We start from the raw sequence: 17,567 nt of genomic DNA on the forward strand, positions 1-17,567 counted from the left end.
AATTATTTTTTAATTTCTGATTATCAAATAAACTGTTGTAGCTAATGACAATAAAGTTATAATTGTGCCTATAGACTGAATCCCCGTTTGTCCAGTCCCCCATGTTTTTTGCTTCAACGGTTTTACATAAATATAATCGTTTGGTTGTAAATAATAATAGGGTGATTTCATGACATTAACATCCGTTAGATCTATCTCATTCATTTGAACTCCTGTTGGAGTTTGGCGAATAACCATTACAGATTTCCTATTACCAACAGTGGTAATATCACCAGCATTCGCAATTGCCTCCATTATATTTACATTATCTTTAAATAATGTTTTTGTACCGGTACTCCCCACTTCTCCATTTATAGTATATCTAAAACCTGCCAATTTAACTGTAACAAAAATATTGGCCTCGCTTTTAAAATATTCTTCAAGCAGTTTTTTTTCAATTTTTATGCGAACTTCTTCAAGAGTATACCCAATGACATTTATTTCCCCTAAAATTGGAATTCTAATATTTCCATGATCATCTACTGTAAATCCATCAAAATACAATGTTGACTCAGACTTTCCTTCAATATTACTTTCTGTTTTATTAAAAATAGATACTAATTTAGGATCAATAGCTTTTATGTTTATGCTTAAAACATCATTTGCTTGTAATCTATAAGGCTTAGATTCTACTGATGCAATCTTATTTTGCTCTGATGAAGTATTTTTATCCTGCAGATACACAAGATCATTTAGTGGGATACAAGAGGTAAATAATGTACTAATCAGCAATAATATATAGAGGTTGTTTTTTGTCATTTTGAAAATTTTAACGCAAATATAGTTTTTCCTTTAGTTTTCAGGAAATCTATATATTATTTACTGGCATTTAATTGCTTTTGAAAGTTTTTTCGAACGGAACACGATGCAAAATACTTCTTCCAAGTGTAATTTCATCAGCATATTCTAATTCATCTCCAACGGAAATTCCCCTTGCTATAGTAGAAATCACAATTTCTGAATCGGCGATTTGTTTATAAATGTAAAAATTTGTGGTATCTCCTTCCATTGTAGAACTCAAGGCGAAGATTATTTCAACCACTTTTCCTGATTTTACTTTTTCAACTAAAGTAGAAATATTTAACTGGCTTGGACCAACTCCCTCAATTGGAGAAATTTTACCTCCTAAAACATGATAAATCCCTCTGTATTGTCCAGTATTTTCAATCGCCATGACATCGCGTATGTCTTCTACAACACAAATCGTTTGATGATTTCTGCTAGTATTTGCACAAATTTCACAAATCTTCGTATCTGATATATTATGGCAATTTTGACAGAATTTAATGTCTTCACGCATATTTAATAACGCTTGTGACAGAAATCCTGTTTGTTCTTTTGGCTGCTTTAACAAATGAAGAACTAAACGCAATGCTGTACGCTTACCAATTCCTGGCAATTGCGACATCTCGTTGACCGCTTTTTCAATAAGTTTTGATGAAAATTCCATGACGACAAAAGTAATACTTTTAATGGTATAGCCGGCTTTGACACATCTAAAATCAGCATTCAAAAGATTATATATTATTACTGAATTTATTTTAGCATCAATAAAAACGATATTCTTTTATGGCGATCCCGATATTTCGGAAGCCATAAAAGATATAATGGATAGCCGATATTAGCTCACGAAAAAATTAATATTGATTCGTAGCCAATAAAACCAAAGTACATGCAACTTCAACTTCAATATTATTTAATTCCAACAATTGATATAATTCAGGATTTTCTGTTCCGGGATTGAAGATTACTCTTTTAGGCTGTGCTTCAACGATGTAATTATAATAATCACGCTGACGAGTAGGATTTAGATATAAAGTTACTGTATCTATATTTTTAACCGGAACGGCTTTGGTATGAATTTTTACCCCTGCCACTTCCCCAGTGTTTTGTCCAATTGCAAGAACAGTATGCCCTTTTTGGGTTAATGCATTTATTGCTCTAAAAGCATAGCGATCAGGTTTTGTGGTTGCTCCAAGCAACAATGTTTTTTTATTTTTCATTATATTAGAATATTTCACAAAAGTAGTTAAAAAGGACGAGCATAATTTATTCTATTGATTTAGAATATTGACTGTAAAAAATAATATCATAATATAAATTTACACCCAAGTATTAAATTTGACTATTTTTACTTCACTAACCAATATTATATGGATTTATTTATTTATCTATTTGCTGCACTTTTCTCAGTACTAAACCCAATTGGGACAGTTCCCATTTTTGTTGGATTAACGCAGCATGATTCTCAAAAAGAACGCTCTAGAATTTCTTTATGGACTGCCATAAATGTTGGTATTATCTTATTGGTTTCTTTTTTTATTGGCCAATACGTTTTAACTTTTTTCGGAATAAGTATTGATGCACTTCGAATTGCAGGCGGAATCGTGATTGTTAATTCTGGTTTTTCATTGCTTTCCGGTAAATTCAATAAAAAACGAGGGATCAATAAAAAAATTGAAAACGAAGTACAGCAAAGAAATGACATTGCTTTAACTCCATTAGCAATCCCAATGCTTGCTGGACCAGGATCTATTTCTTTATTAATTGCATTTTATCAGGAACATCATCAAGTGGAGGAAATCATTTTTTCTTGTCTTGCAATTTTAGCAATTGCCGTCGTTATTTTTGTTATTCTTAAAAGCGCACATTATCTGGCAAGAATTTTAGGAGCATCAGGAATTGTAGCAATCTCCAGAATTGTTGGTTTTATTGTAATTTCTATCGGAATTCAATATATCGTAAGTTCGATCGTAAATATTATAAAAGGAAATTTTTAAAATGTTTCCATATTTATACAAAACAAAAAAGGGATAAAAACTTAGTGTTTATATCCCTTTTTTTATTTTATAGACTAATTTTAATTTCTTGGTAAAAACACTTCAGCCATCATACATCTTGCGCTTCCGCCACCGCAAGCTTCAATTGTATCTAAACTTGAACTTAAAATCTCTGCATGTTTTTCTAATTGTTGAATTTGTTTCGGAGTCAAACTTTGATGAGCTGATGCACTCATAACTATATATTTTTTATCGTTTTTCCCTCTAACTTCCAGCATGTTTCCAGCAAAATTATTAACCTGATCTTCTGTAATTAAAATAATTTCTTTTTTATCATCTTTAAGGTTATCAAGAACCATCTTACGTTCTTTTTTGTCATCGATACAATCTGCACAAATAACTGCAAAAGTTTCACCCAAACACATCATAACATTTGTATGATATATCAATTTACGCTCACCGTCAACAGTTTGAAAAGCTTCAAAAATTACTGGAGCATAATCAAAATCTTCGCAAAACTCAATAAACAATTCTTCGTCAGCACGAGGAGATAATGCACAATATGCTTTTGCATTGGCACGATCTAAAAGTAAGCTTCCGGTTCCTTCTAAAAAATAACCATCATCTTCTGCAGATGTATAATCCATTATATTAGAAATTTCGAAACCTTTTTCTTCTAAAGTATCTAAAATATCTTCACGGCGCTCTAAACGACGATTTTCTGCAAACATAGGATAAAGTGCGACATCTCCGTTTTCGTGAAATGAAACCCAATTGTTTGGAAAAATACTATCTGGAGTATCAGTTTCCAAATTATCTTCAATTACGGTCACGTCAACACCAACAGCCCTTAGTTTTTCAACAAAAGTATCAAACTCTTGCTGTGCTTTTGCATTCACTGTACTTGGTAATAATCCGTCTAATACTTTTTGGTAATAATTATTTACAGCTGTCTGCTCATTCATTCTGAAAGCAACAGGCCGAATCATTACAATTGCATTTGTTGTTTGTTTCATTTTTTATATTTTTATTTTGTTTCAGGTTTCAAGTTTCAGGTTACAACAACTTGAAACCTGAAACTTAGAACTTGAAACAACTATTTTAATCTCTAATTAATGGCAAAGTTGAACATCTTAACAAACCTTCCTGTTTTGCAATTTCAGCATACGGAATTTCTTCTACAGTAAAACCATTTGCTCGAAGCCAGTTATTTAATCTGGTAAAGTTTTTTTCAGAAACAACAACATCTTTATCAATCGAAAAAACATTTGAAAACATATTGTACATTTCTTCTCTTTCAATATGAAATAAGTTTTCTTTTCCGAAAAGATTTACCAAATACAAATAATCTGCTTCTTCACGGAAACCTCTTTTATAAATGATTCCTTTGTCTTTTCCAACAGGTTGAAAACAACAGTCTAAGTGCAACGCATTGTCACGAGCTTCTAACTTCGATTTAACTAAATCAAATTCTTTCACAATCTTATTTGGAAACAATTCTTTAATATAATTTACGCCATGCATATTTGTTCTGGCAGTAATATAATCTTTGTAATCACTTCCTTTGTATGTTCCAATAAAAATATGATCGTTCCAAAGCATAACATCTCCGCCTTCAATGTGAACTTCTTCTGGCGGGCGTACAACTTTTATTGCATCAATTTGATCAATCACATATTGAATTGCATCTAACTCGCGTTCACGATCTGGTAAAATATTTGATTTTATGAAAACATCATCAATTACAAATCCTATATCTCTGGCAAAAATCTGATTGTAATTTTCAATCATTTCAGGACGATAAACAGTTACATCGTATTTCTGAAAAACAGCATTAAAAGCATCCATCTCAGCAACCATATCTTTTTCGATTGGATATGTTCCAGCTTTAATATGTTCCAATGATTTAGGATCATAGGCCTCTTCTAATGAAGGAGTTGGCCCATTATGAACGGCTGAACCCAAAACTACAGCACGCAATCTTGAAGTTTCGTTCTTTACATTTAATTGCAACATAACTTTATTATATTTTTGACAAAGATAAAAAAAGCTTTACAGTTAAGTAAAGCTTTAGTTTTTTTATTTGTTAGACTTAAAGTCTCTTAAAGGATGTCCAGTATAAATTTGTCTTGGCCTTCCTATTGGCTCTTTATTTTCACGCATTTCTTTCCATTGTGCAATCCAGCCTGGAAGTCTTCCGATAGCAAACATAACCGTAAACATATCTGTTGGAATTCCTAATGCTCTGTAAATAATTCCAGAGTAGAAATCAACGTTTGGATATAAATTTCTTGATTTGAAGTAATCATCTTCAAGGGCTGCTGCTTCTAATTTTTTAGCAATTTCTAAAATCGGATCTTCAACACCTAAAGTTTCTAAAACTTCTTTAGCTGCTTTTTTGATAATTTTTGCTCTTGGATCAAAGTTTTTATAAACTCTATGACCGAATCCCATTAAACGGAAAGGATCATTTTTATCTTTAGCTTTTGCCAAGAATTTATCCGTATCTCCACCGTCTTTATTAATTTCCTCAAGCATTTCAAGTACTGCTTGGTTAGCCCCTCCGTGAAGCGGTCCCCAAAGAGCAGAAACTCCTGCAGAAATAGAAGCAAATAAACCAGCATGAGACGAACCTACCATTCTTACTGTAGATGTTGAACAGTTTTGTTCGTGATCTGCATGAAGAATAAATAATTTATCTAAAGCATCAACTACAACAGGATTTGCTGAATAAGGTCCTGTAGGTAATTTAAACATTAACTGCATAAAATTATCTACATAACCTGTTGTGTTATCGTAATAATTTAATGGATAACCCATAGATTTTCTATAAGTCCAAGTAGCAATTACAAGAAATTTACCCATTGTTTTACAAATGGCTTCGTACATTTCTTTTTCATTGTCTACATTAACTGCTTTTGGGTTAAATGCCGTTAAAGCACTTGTTAAAGCAGATAAAACTCCCATTGGGTGAGCTGTTTTTGGAAAACCATCAATGATATTTTTCATTTCTTCGTTTACCAAAGTATGTTTTTTAATACCATTTTCAAACTGCTCTAATTCCTGAGCTGTTGGTAATTCTCCGAAAATCAAAAGATAAGAAACTTCTAAAAAACTAGCCTTTTCAGCTAAGTCTTCGATTGAATATCCTCTGTAACGTAAAATTCCTAATTCTCCGTCTAAGAAAGTGATTTCACTTTTACAAGATCCAGAGTTTTTATATCCCGGATCAATTGTAATAATACCTGTTAAATCACGTAATTTGTTAATATCGATAGCTGATTCATTTTCGCTTCCTGTGATTACCGGAAGTTCAATTTTTTGACCATCTACTTCTAATGTAGCTATTTTTGACATAATATAATCGGAAATAATTCTATAAAATAATAATTTATCAAATCTAAGGAATTTAAGACTAACTAAAAAAAGAATCCTGCTATGAATTTGTTAAAACTCCAAAAAAAAACCATTCGTTAACACGAATGGTTTCTTTTCAACATATAACTCTTACGATTATTTGATCTTGAAAGCGTTTAATCCAGGGAAATAAGCAGTACTTCCTAACTCTTCTTCGATTCTTAATAATTGATTGTATTTTGCCATACGATCAGAACGAGAAGCAGAACCTGTTTTAATTTGTCCACAGTTTAAAGCAACTGCTAAATCAGCAATTGTATTATCTTCTGTTTCTCCAGAACGGTGAGACATTACTGAAGTATAACCAGCATTCTTAGCCATATTTACTGCAGCGATAGTTTCTGTCAAAGTTCCAATTTGGTTTACTTTTACAAGGATTGAATTAGCGATTCCTTTTTCAATACCAGTTGACAAACGAGCAACATTAGTAACAAATAAATCATCACCTACTAATTGTACTTTATTTCCAATTTTTTCAGTTAAATATTTCCATCCATCCCAGTCATCTTCATACATACCATCTTCGATAGAAATAATTGGATATTTAGCCGCAAGTTCAGCTAAATAATCCGCTTGCTCTTCAGATGTTCTGATTTTTCCAGTTTCACCTTCAAATTTAGTGTAATCATATTTACCGTTTACATAAAACTCAGAAGCTGCACAGTCAAGAGCAATCATAATTTCGTCACCAAAAGTATATCCAGCTTTTTCAACAGCTAATTTGATAGTATCTAAAGCATCTTCAGTACCACCTGCTAAATTTGGAGCAAAACCACCTTCATCACCAACAGCTGTACTTAAACCTCTGTCGTGTAAAACTTTTTTCAAGCTGTGGAAAATTTCAGTTCCCATTTGCATAGCATGTGTAAAAGAAGTTGCTTTTACAGGGAAAATCATAAATTCCTGGAATGCGATAGGCGCATCAGAGTGAGAACCTCCATTGATGATATTCATCATTGGAACAGGTAAGGTATTAGCAGAAACTCCACCTACATATCTGTATAAAGGTAACCCAAGTTCGTTAGCAGCAGCTTTTGCAGCAGCCAAAGAAACACCTAAAATTGCATTAGCTCCTAATTTAGATTTATTTGGAGTCCCATCTAAATCGATCATTAATTGATCAATTGTATTTTGTTCGAAAACAGAAGTTCCAACTAATTCCTCAGCAATAACAGTATTTACATTGTTCACTGCATTCAAAACTCCTTTTCCAAGATAAGCTTTACCTCCATCACGTAATTCAACAGCTTCGTGTTCTCCAGTTGATGCTCCAGATGGAACTGCAGCTCTTCCTAAAACTCCGTTTTCAGTTACTACATCAACCTCAATAGTAGGATTTCCTCTGGAATCCAAAATTTGTCTTGCGTGAACTTTAATTATAATACTCATTATTTTTGTTTTTTATTAATAGATTATAGATTTTTTTTCGAAATTAGAAAAATATTTAATATTAAAAACGAATTTTCTTTACTAAACACCTTTATTTATTAACTACATCGTTTTAGACACAGTCAGTTTTATATTCTCAACAAATTGATCAAATAAATATGACGAATCATGCGGTCCCGGACTTGCTTCTGGGTGATATTGTACTGAAAAACAATTCTTATTTTTCATTCTCATACCTGCAACAGTTCCATCATTTAAATGTAAATGTGTGATTTCTAAATCAGGGTGATTATCTAATTGCTCTTTCTTTACAGCAAAACCATGATTTTGAGAAGTAATTTCACCTTTTCCTGTAATGATATTTTTTACCGGATGGTTAATCCCACGATGTCCATTAAACATTTTATAAGTCTGAACACCATTTGCCAAAGCAATTACCTGATGTCCTAAACAGATTCCAAATAAAGGCTTATCCTCGGCAATGATTTTCTTTGCAACTTCAATGGCTCCAAATAAAGGATCTGGATCTCCAGGTCCATTTGACAAGAAAAACCCATCTGGATTAAAAGAATTCAAATCTTCATAAGTTGAATTGTATGGAAAAACTTTTATATAACAATCTCTCTTAGCTAGGTTTCTTAAAATGTTCTTTTTGATTCCAAGATCAAGTGCCGAAATTTTATATGTTGCATTTTCATCTCCAACAAAATAAGGTTCAGTTGTAGATACTTTTGAAGCCAGCTCTAAACCTTCCATGTCAGGAACATTTGCTAATTCCTTTTTCAAATCTTCAATTGAAGTTCCATCTGTACAAATGACAGCATTCATAGCTCCATTGTCACGAATATAACTTACAAGAGCTCTTGTATCAACATCAGAAATACAAATCAGGTTTTGTTTAGTAAAATAATCTTCTAAACTTCCAGAAGCACCTTCTCTAGAATAATTAAAGCTAAAGTTTTTACAAACCAAACCAGCAATCTTGATGCTGTCTGATTCTACTTCTAAATCATTAACACCATAATTACCAATATGCGGATTAGTCGCAACCATAATTTGACCAAAATAAGAAGGGTCTGTAAAAATTTCCTGATATCCGGTCATTCCAGTATTAAAACAAACTTCACCAAAAGTTTTACCGCTGATTCCGATAGATTTACCATGAAAAATAGTTCCATCACTTAGTAATAAAATGGCGCTTTGTCGTGTTGTGTATTTCATTCTTTAATTTGTATTGTTTTTAATCGTCTTATGAAACTTTAATGTTTCATTTGTAATTAGATATTTTGCAAATTTACTTCTTTAAAAGAGTGCTGCCAAGATTTTTTAAATTTTTCATTCATAAAAATAAAACCTTGACACTTAAATAAGTTAAATTTTACTCTTCTAAAAAAAATCAAAAAAAAAGGATAAACTAAAAATTAGCTTATCCTTGATTTCTATAGAATCATTACTTTCATAATTATTCAGAAGCTTCAGTAGTCGATTCTGATTCAGCAGCAGGAGCTTCAGGAGCAGTACCTTCAGCTTTCTTAGCTTTACCACCACGACGGCTTTTAGCTTTTTTAACTTCTTTTTTACCTCCATTGTAAAGTTCATTGAAATCTACAAGTTCGATCATCGCCATATCAGCGTTATCTCCCAAACGATTTCCAACTTTAATGATACGAGTGTATCCACCTGGACGGTCACCAACTTTAGCAGCTACATCTCTGAACAAATCAGTAACAGCATATTTGCTACGTAAGTATGCAAAAACAATACGACGATTGTGAGTCGTATCTTCTTTTGATTTTGTGATTAAAGGCTCAACGAATTGTTTAAGCGCTTTAGCTTTAGCAACAGTAGTGTTAATACGTTTGTGCTCGATAAGAGAACAAGCCATATTAGCTAACATAGCTTTTCTATGTCCAGTCTGTCTGCTTAAGTGGTTGAATTTTTTTCCGTGTCTCATGACGTGTTTTTTTTATCTTCATCTTGCTACAATCCACTATGGAGAGCAAAATATGAAGTAAATTATTCTTTATCTAATTTGTATTTAGCTAAATCCATTCCGAAAGTTAAATTCTTCACTGCAACAAGTTCATCAAGTTCAGTTAAAGATTTTTTACCAAAATTACGGAATTTCATTAGGTCATTTTTATTGAACGATACTAAATCACCAAGTGTATCAACTTCAGCCGCTTTCAAGCAATTTAATGCTCTTACAGATAAATCCATATCAACAAGCTTAGTTTTAAGCAATTGTCTCATATGCAATGACTCTTCATCATACGATTCTGTTTGTGCAATTTCGTCAGCCTCAAGTGTAATTCTTTCATCAGAAAACAACATGAAATGGTGAATTAAAACTTTAGCAGCTTCAGTAAGAGCATCTTTTGGATTAATAGATCCATCAGTTTTAATTTCAAAAACTAATTTTTCGTAATCTGTTTTTTGCTCTACACGGAAATTTTCGATTGCATATTTTACATTTTTTACCGGAGTAAAAATAGAATCTGTAAAAATCGTTCCAATTGCAGCATTTTGTTTTTTGTTCTCCTCAGCAGGAACGTATCCTCTACCTTTTTCGATTGTTAAATCGAAGTTCAATTTGATTTTAGAATCTAAATTACAGATAACAAGGTCTGGATTCAAAACTTGAAAACCTGAGATAAATTTTTGAAAATCACCTGCTGTTAATTGATCTTTACCAGAAACAGAAATAGTAACTGATTCATTATCGATATCTTCTATCTGACGTTTGAAACGTACTTGCTTTAGATTAAGGATAATTTCGGTAACATCTTCAACAACACCTGAAATAGTAGAAAACTCATGATCTACACCTTCGATACGAACAGATGTAATTGCATAACCTTCTAACGCTGAAAGCAAAACTCTTCTAAGTGCATTACCAACTGTCAATCCATAACCAGGTTCTAAAGGTCTAAATTCGAATTTACCTTCAAAATCGGTTGAATCGATCATGATAACTTTATCGGGCTTTTGAAAATTAAATATTGCCATAAATTTCGACTAAGTCAATTATTATTTGTTGTACAACTCTACGATTAATTGTTCTTTAATGTTTTCTGGAATTTGAAGTCTCGCAGGTACAGAAACAAAAGTTCCTTCTTTAAGATCATTGTTCCAAGTAATCCATTCATAAACATGACTTGAATTTGATAAAGAACGCTCGATAGCCTCTAAAGATTTAGATTTTTCACGAACTGCAACTTTATCACCAGGCTTAAGGTGGTAAGAAGGAATATTAACAACTTCACCGTTTACTGTAATGTGTCTGTGAGATACTATTTGACGAGCACCTCTTCTAGATGGAGCAATTCCCATTCTAAAAACAACATTATCTAATCTTGCTTCACATAGTTGTAATAAAACTTCACCAGTAACTCCTTTAGTAGCTGATGCTTTTTCGAATAAATTTCTGAATTGTTTTTCTAAAATTCCATAAGAATATTTAGCTTTTTGCTTTTCCATTAACTGAACAGCGTACTCAGATTTTTTTCCTCTTTTTTTAGCCATCCCGTGTTGTCCAGGTGGGTAATTTCTTTTTTCGAAAGATTTATCATCTCCGAAGATTGCTTCGCCAAATTTACGGGCGATTCTTGTGCTAGGACCAGTATATCTTGCCATTTTGAATTGTTTAAGATTGAGATTATGAATTCAGGTCTTATCCTTCGATAATCTATTTTCAATCTAGGTTATACTATAAATTTTGAGTATTAAACTCTACGTCTTTTAGGAGGACGACATCCGTTGTGAGGCATTGGAGTAACGTCGATAATCTCAGTAACTTCAATTCCACCGTTATGAATAGAACGGATAGCAGACTCACGTCCGTTTCCTGGTCCTTTTACATAAACTTTTACTTTTTTAAGTCCAGCCTCAAGAGCTACTTTACTACAATCTTCTGCTGCCATTTGAGCTGCGTACGGAGTATTCTTTTTAGAACCTCTGAAACCCATTTTCCCAGCTGAAGACCAAGCAATAACTTCACCTTTCTTATTTGTCAAAGAAATAATAATATTGTTAAAAGTAGAAGAAACATGAGCTTCACCCGTTGATTCAACGATAACTTTACGTTTTTTTGCAGTTGCTTTAGCCATATTACTTATTATTTAGTTGCTTTTTTCTTGTTAGCAACAGTTTTTCTTTTTCCTTTTCTAGTTCTAGAGTTGTTTTTAGTTCTTTGACCTCTTAATGGAAGACCAGATCTATGACGAATTCCTCTATAACAACCAATATCCATTAAACGTTTGATGTTCAAAGAAACTTCAGAACGTAACTCTCCTTCAATTTTGTAAAATGAAACAGCATCACGAATCGCTCCGATCTCGTCATCATTCCAATCTTGAACTTTTTTATCTTGGCTAACTTGAGCTTTCTCTAAAATCTCAATAGCTCTACTTTTTCCTAATCCGAAGATGTAGGTAAGTGCTATAACACCTCTCTTGTTTTTTGGGATATCTACCCCTGCTATTCTTGCCATAATTATCCTTGTCTTTGTTTAAATCTAGGATTCTTTTTGTTTATCACGTACAATCTTCCTTTTCTACGCACGATAATGCACTCGGCACTTCTCTTTTTTACTGATGCTCTAACTTTCATAGTGAATATCCTTTAATATCGATAAGTAATTCTTGCTTTTGACAAATCGTAAGGACTCATTTCTAGTTTCACTTTATCACCAGGTAATAACTTGATATAATGCATACGCATTTTTCCAGAAATATGAGCAATTACAATATGTCCATTTTCTAACTCCACACGGAACATCGCATTAGATAATGCTTCAATGATTGATCCGTCTTGTTCTATTGCTGATTGTTTTGCCATAAATATATTAAGCTACTGCTTTTCTATTTTTACCAGTCTTCATTAAACCATCATAATGTTTGTTTAACAAGTATGAATTGATTTGTTGAATAGTATCTATCGCAACTCCAACCATAATTATTAATGAGGTACCTCCAAAAAACATTGCCCAAGATTGTTGTACATCCATAATACTTACAACAATAGCTGGGAACACAGCAATCAAAGCAAGGAATAAAGATCCTGGGAAAGTTATTAAAGACATCACTTTATCAAGAAATTCAGAAGTTTCAGCTCCAGGACGAACTCCCGGGATAAAACCACCACTTCTTTTTAAATCATCAGCCATTTTGTTAGTAGGTACAGTGATCGCAGTATAAAAGAATGTAAATACAATAATTAAAGTTGCAAAAACAAAATTATACCAGAAACCAAACATATTACTAAATGCACCAACAATAGATTGTGATGTGTCTGATTTAGACAATCCAGCTACTGCTGCAGGGATAAACATAATTGCCTGAGCAAAAATGATAGGCATAACTCCAGAAGCATTAAGCTTAAGAGGAATCCATTGTCTGTTACCACCTGCTAAATCTTGCTCATAGTCACCAGTTGTAGTACGACGAGCGTATTGAACCGGGATTCTACGTACTGCCATTGTAAGCAATACACAAGAAATGATTACCAATAACCACACAATAATTTCAATAACTAACAACATTGGACCTCCATTGTTATTGGTAACTCTCGTTGTAAACTCTTGAATAAAAGCTTGCGGTAAACGAGCTAGGATACCAACCATAATTAATAATGAAATTCCATTTCCAATACCTTTATCTGTAATTTTTTCCCCAAGCCACATAGCAAAAATTGTACCAGTAACTAAGATGATAACAGAAGAGAACAAAAATTCAGGTGAATTAAATCCTAGTAAGAATGCACTTCCAGGTAACGTTCTGTATAAATTATAGATATAAGTTGGACCTTGAACCAGTGTAATAGCTATAGTCAACCAACGAGTGATTTGGTTAATCTTTTTTCTACCACTCTCTCCATCGTTTTGAAGTTTTTGCAAATAAGGAATCGCAATTCCCATTAACTGAACAACAATAGATGCAGAAATATAAGGCATAATACCTAAAGCAAAAACTGAAGCTTTAGAGAAAGCACCTCCTGTAAACATGTCTAGGATAGATCCTAAACCATTTTTAGTTTGTCCCGCTAAACCTGTTAATTGAGTTGCGTCAATTCCAGGCAGCGTTACATGTGCACCAAAACGATATACCAAAAGCAATCCTAATGTAATTAAGATTCTATTTTTCAGTTCTTCGATTTTCCAAACATTACTTATTGATTCAATAAATTTCTTCATCTTAATAGATAAGTTATATAGTTACAGCTTCTCCACCAGCAGCTTCAATAGCAGCTTTTGCAGTAGCAGTAAATTTGTGGGCAGTTACTTTTAATTTTGCTTTCAATTCTCCTCTACCTAAAATCTTAACGATTTCATTTTTGGTAGCTAGACGATTTGCTACGAAATCTGTCATAGAAACAGAATCAGTAATCACACCATTGTCTACTAATAATTGAAGCGTATCTAAATTAACACCTTCGTATTCTTTACGATTGATGTTTGTGAAACCAAACTTAGGTACACGTCTTTGAAGTGGCATTTGTCCTCCCTCAAAACCAATCTTTTTAGAATAACCAGAACGAGATTTTGCTCCTTTGTGACCTCTTGCAGAAGTACCACCTTTTCCAGAACCTTCTCCTCTACCTAATCTTTTATTTTGATTGTGCGTTGACCCTTCAGCTGGTTGTAAGTTACTTAAATTCATAACAGTATTTGTTATTTAGCTTCTTCAACAGAAACTAAGTGTTTAACTTTGTTTATCATACCAAGGATAGCAGGGTTTGAATCATGCTCTACAACTTGACCCATTTTACGTAGACCTAAAGCTTCTAATCCTCTTTTTTGAGAAAGAGGGCAGTTGATTTTGCTTCTTACTTGTTTTACTAATAATTTAGCCATAATTTCCTTGAATTAACCTTTAAAAACTTTTTCTAAAGAAACACCTCTTTGTTTTGCAACAGTGTGAGCGCTTCTCATTTGTAATAAAGCATCAAAAGTTGCCTTAACTACGTTATGAGGATTTGATGATCCTTGAGATTTAGATAATACGTCGTGAATACCTACTGATTCAAGAACTGAACGAACAGCTCCACCAGCAATAACTCCTGTACCATGAGAAGCAGGAATTAAGAATACACGCGCACCACCAAATTTACCTTTTTGTTCGTGAGGAACAGATTGTCCATTCAAAGGAATTTTTACTAAATTTTTCTTAGCATCTTCTACTGCTTTCGCAATTGCTTCAGAAACGTCTTTAGATTTTCCTAATCCGTGACCAACTACTCCGTTTTCATCACCTACAACTACAATAGCAGAAAAACCGAAAGCTCTACCACCTTTTGTAACTTTAGTAACACGATTAACACTTACCAGACGATCTTTAAGTTCAAGACCACTTGGTTTTACCAATTCTACATTTTTGTATTTAGACATAATATATTAGAATTTAAGTCCAGCCGCTCTTGCGCCTTCTGCTAATGATTTAATACGACCGTGATACAAATAACCACCTCTATCAAAAGTGATTGTTTCGATCCCAGCTTTTAACGCTTTCTCTGCAACTAATTTTCCAACAGCAGCAGCTACTTCAACGTTAGTACCTTTTCCTATTTCTTTTTCTCTTGAAGATGCAGCTAAAATAGTAACTCCATTTACATCATCAATAAGTTGAGCGTAAATTTCTTTGTTACTTCTAAATACAGATAGTCTTGGGTTAGCAGCAGTACCACTAATCGATTTTCTAATTCTGAATCTAATTCTCTGTCTTCTATCAGATTTTGTTAATGACATAATCTTATTTTTTAAGCTGATTTACCTGCTTTTCTTCTTAATACTTCACCCACAAATTTAACACCTTTTCCTTTGTATGGCTCAGGCTTACGGAAACCTCTGATTTTCGCAGCAACCTGTCCTAAAAGTTGTTTATCAAATGATGTTAATTTTACGATTGGGTTCTTACCTTTTTCAGATATTGTTTCTAAAGATACTTCTGGAGCAATTTCTAAAACAATATTGTGAGAATATCCAAGAGCTAAATCTAATTTTTGACCTTGGTTTGAAGCTCTATAACCAACTCCAACTAATTCTAGTTCTTTTGTGAAACCTTCAGAAACACCCACAATCATATTATTGATCAAAGATCTGAATAATCCGTGTTTTGCTCTGTGGTCTTTATGATCAGACGATCTTTCAACTAAAACTTGATCGCCTTCAACAGTTACATTAACGTCCGAAAACTCCTGAACTAATTGACCTTTTTTTCCTTTTACTGTAATAATACCGTCTTTAACTTCTACAGTTACACCAGCAGGGATTACAATTGGGCTTTTACCTATTCTTGACATCTTATCTAGTGTTTAAAATTAGTATACGTAACAAATTACTTCACCACCTACATTTAATTGTTTCGCTTGTTTTCCAGTCATAAGACCTTTTGAAGTAGAAACAATAGCAATTCCTAATCCGTTAAGGATTCTTGGTAATTTGGCAGCACCAGCGTACTTACGTAAACCTGGTTTACTAATTCTTTGGATATCTTTAATTACAGGCTCTTTAGTATCTTTATCGTACTTTAAAGCAATTTTGATAGAACCTTGAACAGTGTTCGTTTCAAATTTGTAACTTAAGATATAACCTTGATCAAATAAGATCTTAGTTATTTCTTTTTTAAGATTAGAAGCTGGAATTTCAACAACTTTGTGGTTTGCAGCCACAGCGTTACGAACTCTAGTCAAATAATCTGCAATAGGATCTGTATACATATGTATTTGATTGCGATTATGGTTTTCAGGAAGCACTCTGCCTCCTGAACCTTTAATCAATTTATAAACTTTTTTAAATTACCAGCTGGCTTTTTTAACACCTGGAATTAATCCATTGTTAGCCATTTCACGGAAAGTTACACGTGAAATACCGAATTGACGGATATAACCTCTTGGTCTTCCAGTCAATTTACAACGGTTGTGCAAACGAACAGGTGAAGCGTTTTTTGGTAATCTTTGTAAACCTTCATAGTCTCCAGCTTCTAATAAAGCTTTTCTCTTTTCAGCATACTTAGCTACCGTTTTTTCTCTTTTCACCTCACGGGCTTTCATTGATTCTTTAGCCATATCTTAATTCTTTTTAAAAGGTAATCCTAATTCAGCCAATAATGACTTTGCTTCCTTGTCTGTTTTTGCAGTAGTAACAAATGTAATATCCATTCCTGAGATTTTGTTTACTTTGTCAATATCAATTTCCGGGAAAATGATTTGCTCCAAAACTCCAAGATTGTAGTTACCTCTTCCGTCGAAACCAGTAGCTTTGATACCACTAAAATCTCTAACGCGCGGTAAAGCAGAAGTAATAAGTCTATCTAAAAACTCATACATTCTTTCACCACGTAAAGTAACTTTTGCTCCAATAGGCATCCCTTTTCTCAATTTGAATGACGCAACGTCTTTCTTTGAAATTGTAGATACTGCTTTTTGTCCAGTGATCTTTGTTAACTCATCAACTGCATAGTCAATTAGTTTTTTATCAGATACAGCTGCACCAACTCCACGGCTCAAAACGATTTTTTCAAGTTTTGGAACTTGCATAACGTTTGTATATCCGAACTCTTCTTTAAGAGCAGAGATTACTCTACTCTTATATTCTTCTTTTAGTCTAGGTGTATATGCCATTACTATAGTACTTGATTAGATTTTTTTGAAAATCTTACTTTCTTATCTCCTTCTACTCTAATACCTACTCTAGTTGTTTCCTTAGTTTTAGGATCAATTAGAGAAATGTTAGAAATTTGAATAGAAGCCTCTTTCTTAACGATACCACCTTGAGGGTTTTTAGCACTTGGTTTTGTATGTTTTGAAACCAGGTTTACACCTTCAACTATCGCTTTATTTTTCTCACGGTAAACACGTAAAACTTTACCTTCAGCACCTTTATGGTCTCCAGCAATAACTCTTACGATATCTCCTGATTTTATTTTTAGCTTTATCATCTTAAAA

General features: G+C 33.1%; 26 protein-coding genes. 1 reads left to right on the forward strand and 25 read right to left on the reverse strand.

The window, feature by feature from the left end; all coding sequences use genetic code 11:
* Positions 1-9: 9 nt before the first annotated feature.
* From ACODSB_RS04820 to ACODSB_RS04830, 3 genes are all read right to left on the reverse strand, one after another.
* Positions 10-798, reverse strand: a complete 789-nt coding sequence (locus tag ACODSB_RS04820; RefSeq protein ID WP_488936208.1) for a polysaccharide biosynthesis/export family protein — start codon at positions 796-798, stop codon at positions 10-12.
* A gap of 70 nt (positions 799-868) precedes the next feature.
* Positions 869-1,489 carry a recombination mediator RecR gene (recR, locus tag ACODSB_RS04825; RefSeq protein ID WP_256636080.1) on the reverse strand — a complete coding sequence of 207 codons (621 nt, stop codon included), beginning with the start codon at positions 1,487-1,489 and terminating at the stop codon, positions 869-871.
* Between the two features lie 187 nt (positions 1,490-1,676).
* Positions 1,677-2,042, reverse strand: a complete 366-nt coding sequence (locus ACODSB_RS04830; RefSeq protein ID WP_053470840.1) for a CoA-binding protein — start codon at positions 2,040-2,042, stop codon at positions 1,677-1,679.
* Positions 2,043-2,192: 150 nt separating this feature from the next.
* Here ACODSB_RS04830 and ACODSB_RS04835 point away from each other — a divergent pair, with 150 nt between their 5' ends.
* Positions 2,193-2,819: a MarC family NAAT transporter gene (locus ACODSB_RS04835; RefSeq protein ID WP_053470839.1), complete on the forward strand. Its 627-nt coding sequence runs from the start codon at positions 2,193-2,195 to the stop codon at positions 2,817-2,819.
* 80 nt (positions 2,820-2,899) lie between these two features.
* Here ACODSB_RS04835 and ctlX read toward each other — a convergent pair whose 3' ends face one another.
* From ctlX to rplX, 22 genes are all read right to left on the reverse strand, one after another.
* Positions 2,900-3,835, reverse strand: a complete 936-nt coding sequence (gene ctlX, locus ACODSB_RS04840) for a citrulline utilization hydrolase CtlX (protein ID WP_488936209.1) — start codon at positions 3,833-3,835, stop codon at positions 2,900-2,902.
* 85 nt (positions 3,836-3,920) lie between these two features.
* Entirely contained in the window at positions 3,921-4,835 is a 915-nt protein-coding gene (locus ACODSB_RS04845) for a dimethylarginine dimethylaminohydrolase family protein (RefSeq protein ID WP_180861035.1), read from the reverse strand.
* A gap of 63 nt (positions 4,836-4,898) precedes the next feature.
* Positions 4,899-6,176, reverse strand: a complete 1,278-nt coding sequence (locus tag ACODSB_RS04850) for a citrate synthase (protein WP_053470836.1) — start codon at positions 6,174-6,176, stop codon at positions 4,899-4,901.
* A gap of 156 nt (positions 6,177-6,332) precedes the next feature.
* Positions 6,333-7,625, reverse strand: coding sequence for a phosphopyruvate hydratase (gene eno, locus ACODSB_RS04855; RefSeq protein ID WP_053470835.1), 1,293 nt, complete (start codon positions 7,623-7,625; stop codon positions 6,333-6,335).
* A gap of 102 nt (positions 7,626-7,727) precedes the next feature.
* Complete coding sequence (carA, locus tag ACODSB_RS04860) at positions 7,728-8,846, reverse strand: glutamine-hydrolyzing carbamoyl-phosphate synthase small subunit (RefSeq protein ID WP_488936210.1); 1,119 nt, start codon at positions 8,844-8,846, stop codon at positions 7,728-7,730.
* A 241-nt stretch (positions 8,847-9,087) separates the two neighbouring features.
* On the reverse strand, positions 9,088-9,579 hold the full coding sequence (gene rplQ, locus ACODSB_RS04865; RefSeq protein WP_053470833.1) for a 50S ribosomal protein L17: 492 nt from the start codon (positions 9,577-9,579) through the stop codon (positions 9,088-9,090).
* A gap of 62 nt (positions 9,580-9,641) precedes the next feature.
* Positions 9,642-10,634, reverse strand: a complete 993-nt coding sequence (locus ACODSB_RS04870) for a DNA-directed RNA polymerase subunit alpha (protein WP_008464329.1) — start codon at positions 10,632-10,634, stop codon at positions 9,642-9,644.
* 21 nt (positions 10,635-10,655) lie between these two features.
* Complete coding sequence (rpsD, locus tag ACODSB_RS04875) at positions 10,656-11,261, reverse strand: 30S ribosomal protein S4 (RefSeq protein WP_029272055.1); 606 nt, start codon at positions 11,259-11,261, stop codon at positions 10,656-10,658.
* Between the two features lie 89 nt (positions 11,262-11,350).
* On the reverse strand, positions 11,351-11,734 hold the full coding sequence (gene rpsK / locus ACODSB_RS04880) for a 30S ribosomal protein S11 (protein ID WP_053470832.1): 384 nt from the start codon (positions 11,732-11,734) through the stop codon (positions 11,351-11,353).
* 8 nt (positions 11,735-11,742) lie between these two features.
* Positions 11,743-12,117, reverse strand: a complete 375-nt coding sequence (gene rpsM / locus ACODSB_RS04885) for a 30S ribosomal protein S13 (RefSeq protein ID WP_012022478.1) — start codon at positions 12,115-12,117, stop codon at positions 11,743-11,745.
* A 2-nt stretch (positions 12,118-12,119) separates the two neighbouring features.
* Positions 12,120-12,236, reverse strand: a complete 117-nt coding sequence (gene ykgO / locus ACODSB_RS04890) for a type B 50S ribosomal protein L36 (protein ID WP_002987490.1) — start codon at positions 12,234-12,236, stop codon at positions 12,120-12,122.
* A 12-nt stretch (positions 12,237-12,248) separates the two neighbouring features.
* Entirely contained in the window at positions 12,249-12,464 is a 216-nt protein-coding gene (gene infA, locus ACODSB_RS04895) for a translation initiation factor IF-1 (RefSeq protein ID WP_007136545.1), read from the reverse strand.
* Positions 12,465-12,471: 7 nt separating this feature from the next.
* Positions 12,472-13,818: a preprotein translocase subunit SecY gene (gene secY / locus ACODSB_RS04900; RefSeq protein ID WP_053470831.1), complete on the reverse strand. Its 1,347-nt coding sequence runs from the start codon at positions 13,816-13,818 to the stop codon at positions 12,472-12,474.
* Positions 13,819-13,831: 13 nt separating this feature from the next.
* Positions 13,832-14,284 (reverse strand): 50S ribosomal protein L15, encoded by a 453-nt coding sequence (gene rplO / locus ACODSB_RS04905; protein ID WP_017495009.1) that lies wholly within the window; start codon positions 14,282-14,284, stop codon positions 13,832-13,834.
* Positions 14,285-14,295: 11 nt separating this feature from the next.
* On the reverse strand, positions 14,296-14,478 hold the full coding sequence (gene rpmD / locus ACODSB_RS04910) for a 50S ribosomal protein L30 (protein WP_017495010.1): 183 nt from the start codon (positions 14,476-14,478) through the stop codon (positions 14,296-14,298).
* Positions 14,479-14,490: 12 nt separating this feature from the next.
* The gene (gene rpsE, locus ACODSB_RS04915) at positions 14,491-15,015 is read right to left on the reverse strand and encodes a 30S ribosomal protein S5 (protein ID WP_085950926.1); all 525 of its coding nucleotides are present in this window, start codon (positions 15,013-15,015) and stop codon (positions 14,491-14,493) included.
* A gap of 3 nt (positions 15,016-15,018) precedes the next feature.
* The gene (rplR, locus tag ACODSB_RS04920; protein WP_053470830.1) at positions 15,019-15,369 is read right to left on the reverse strand and encodes a 50S ribosomal protein L18; all 351 of its coding nucleotides are present in this window, start codon (positions 15,367-15,369) and stop codon (positions 15,019-15,021) included.
* An 11-nt stretch (positions 15,370-15,380) separates the two neighbouring features.
* Positions 15,381-15,923, reverse strand: a complete 543-nt coding sequence (gene rplF, locus ACODSB_RS04925; RefSeq protein WP_053470829.1) for a 50S ribosomal protein L6 — start codon at positions 15,921-15,923, stop codon at positions 15,381-15,383.
* 18 nt (positions 15,924-15,941) lie between these two features.
* The gene (gene rpsH, locus ACODSB_RS04930) at positions 15,942-16,340 is read right to left on the reverse strand and encodes a 30S ribosomal protein S8 (RefSeq protein WP_029272051.1); all 399 of its coding nucleotides are present in this window, start codon (positions 16,338-16,340) and stop codon (positions 15,942-15,944) included.
* 78 nt (positions 16,341-16,418) lie between these two features.
* Positions 16,419-16,688 (reverse strand): 30S ribosomal protein S14, encoded by a 270-nt coding sequence (rpsN, locus tag ACODSB_RS04935; RefSeq protein ID WP_008464305.1) that lies wholly within the window; start codon positions 16,686-16,688, stop codon positions 16,419-16,421.
* A 3-nt stretch (positions 16,689-16,691) separates the two neighbouring features.
* Entirely contained in the window at positions 16,692-17,243 is a 552-nt protein-coding gene (gene rplE, locus ACODSB_RS04940) for a 50S ribosomal protein L5 (protein ID WP_017495015.1), read from the reverse strand.
* A gap of 2 nt (positions 17,244-17,245) precedes the next feature.
* On the reverse strand, positions 17,246-17,560 hold the full coding sequence (gene rplX, locus ACODSB_RS04945; RefSeq protein WP_053470828.1) for a 50S ribosomal protein L24: 315 nt from the start codon (positions 17,558-17,560) through the stop codon (positions 17,246-17,248).
* Between the last annotated feature and the right edge of the window lie 7 nt (positions 17,561-17,567).

The sequence above is a fragment of the Flavobacterium sp. FG68 genome, assembly GCF_057808895.1.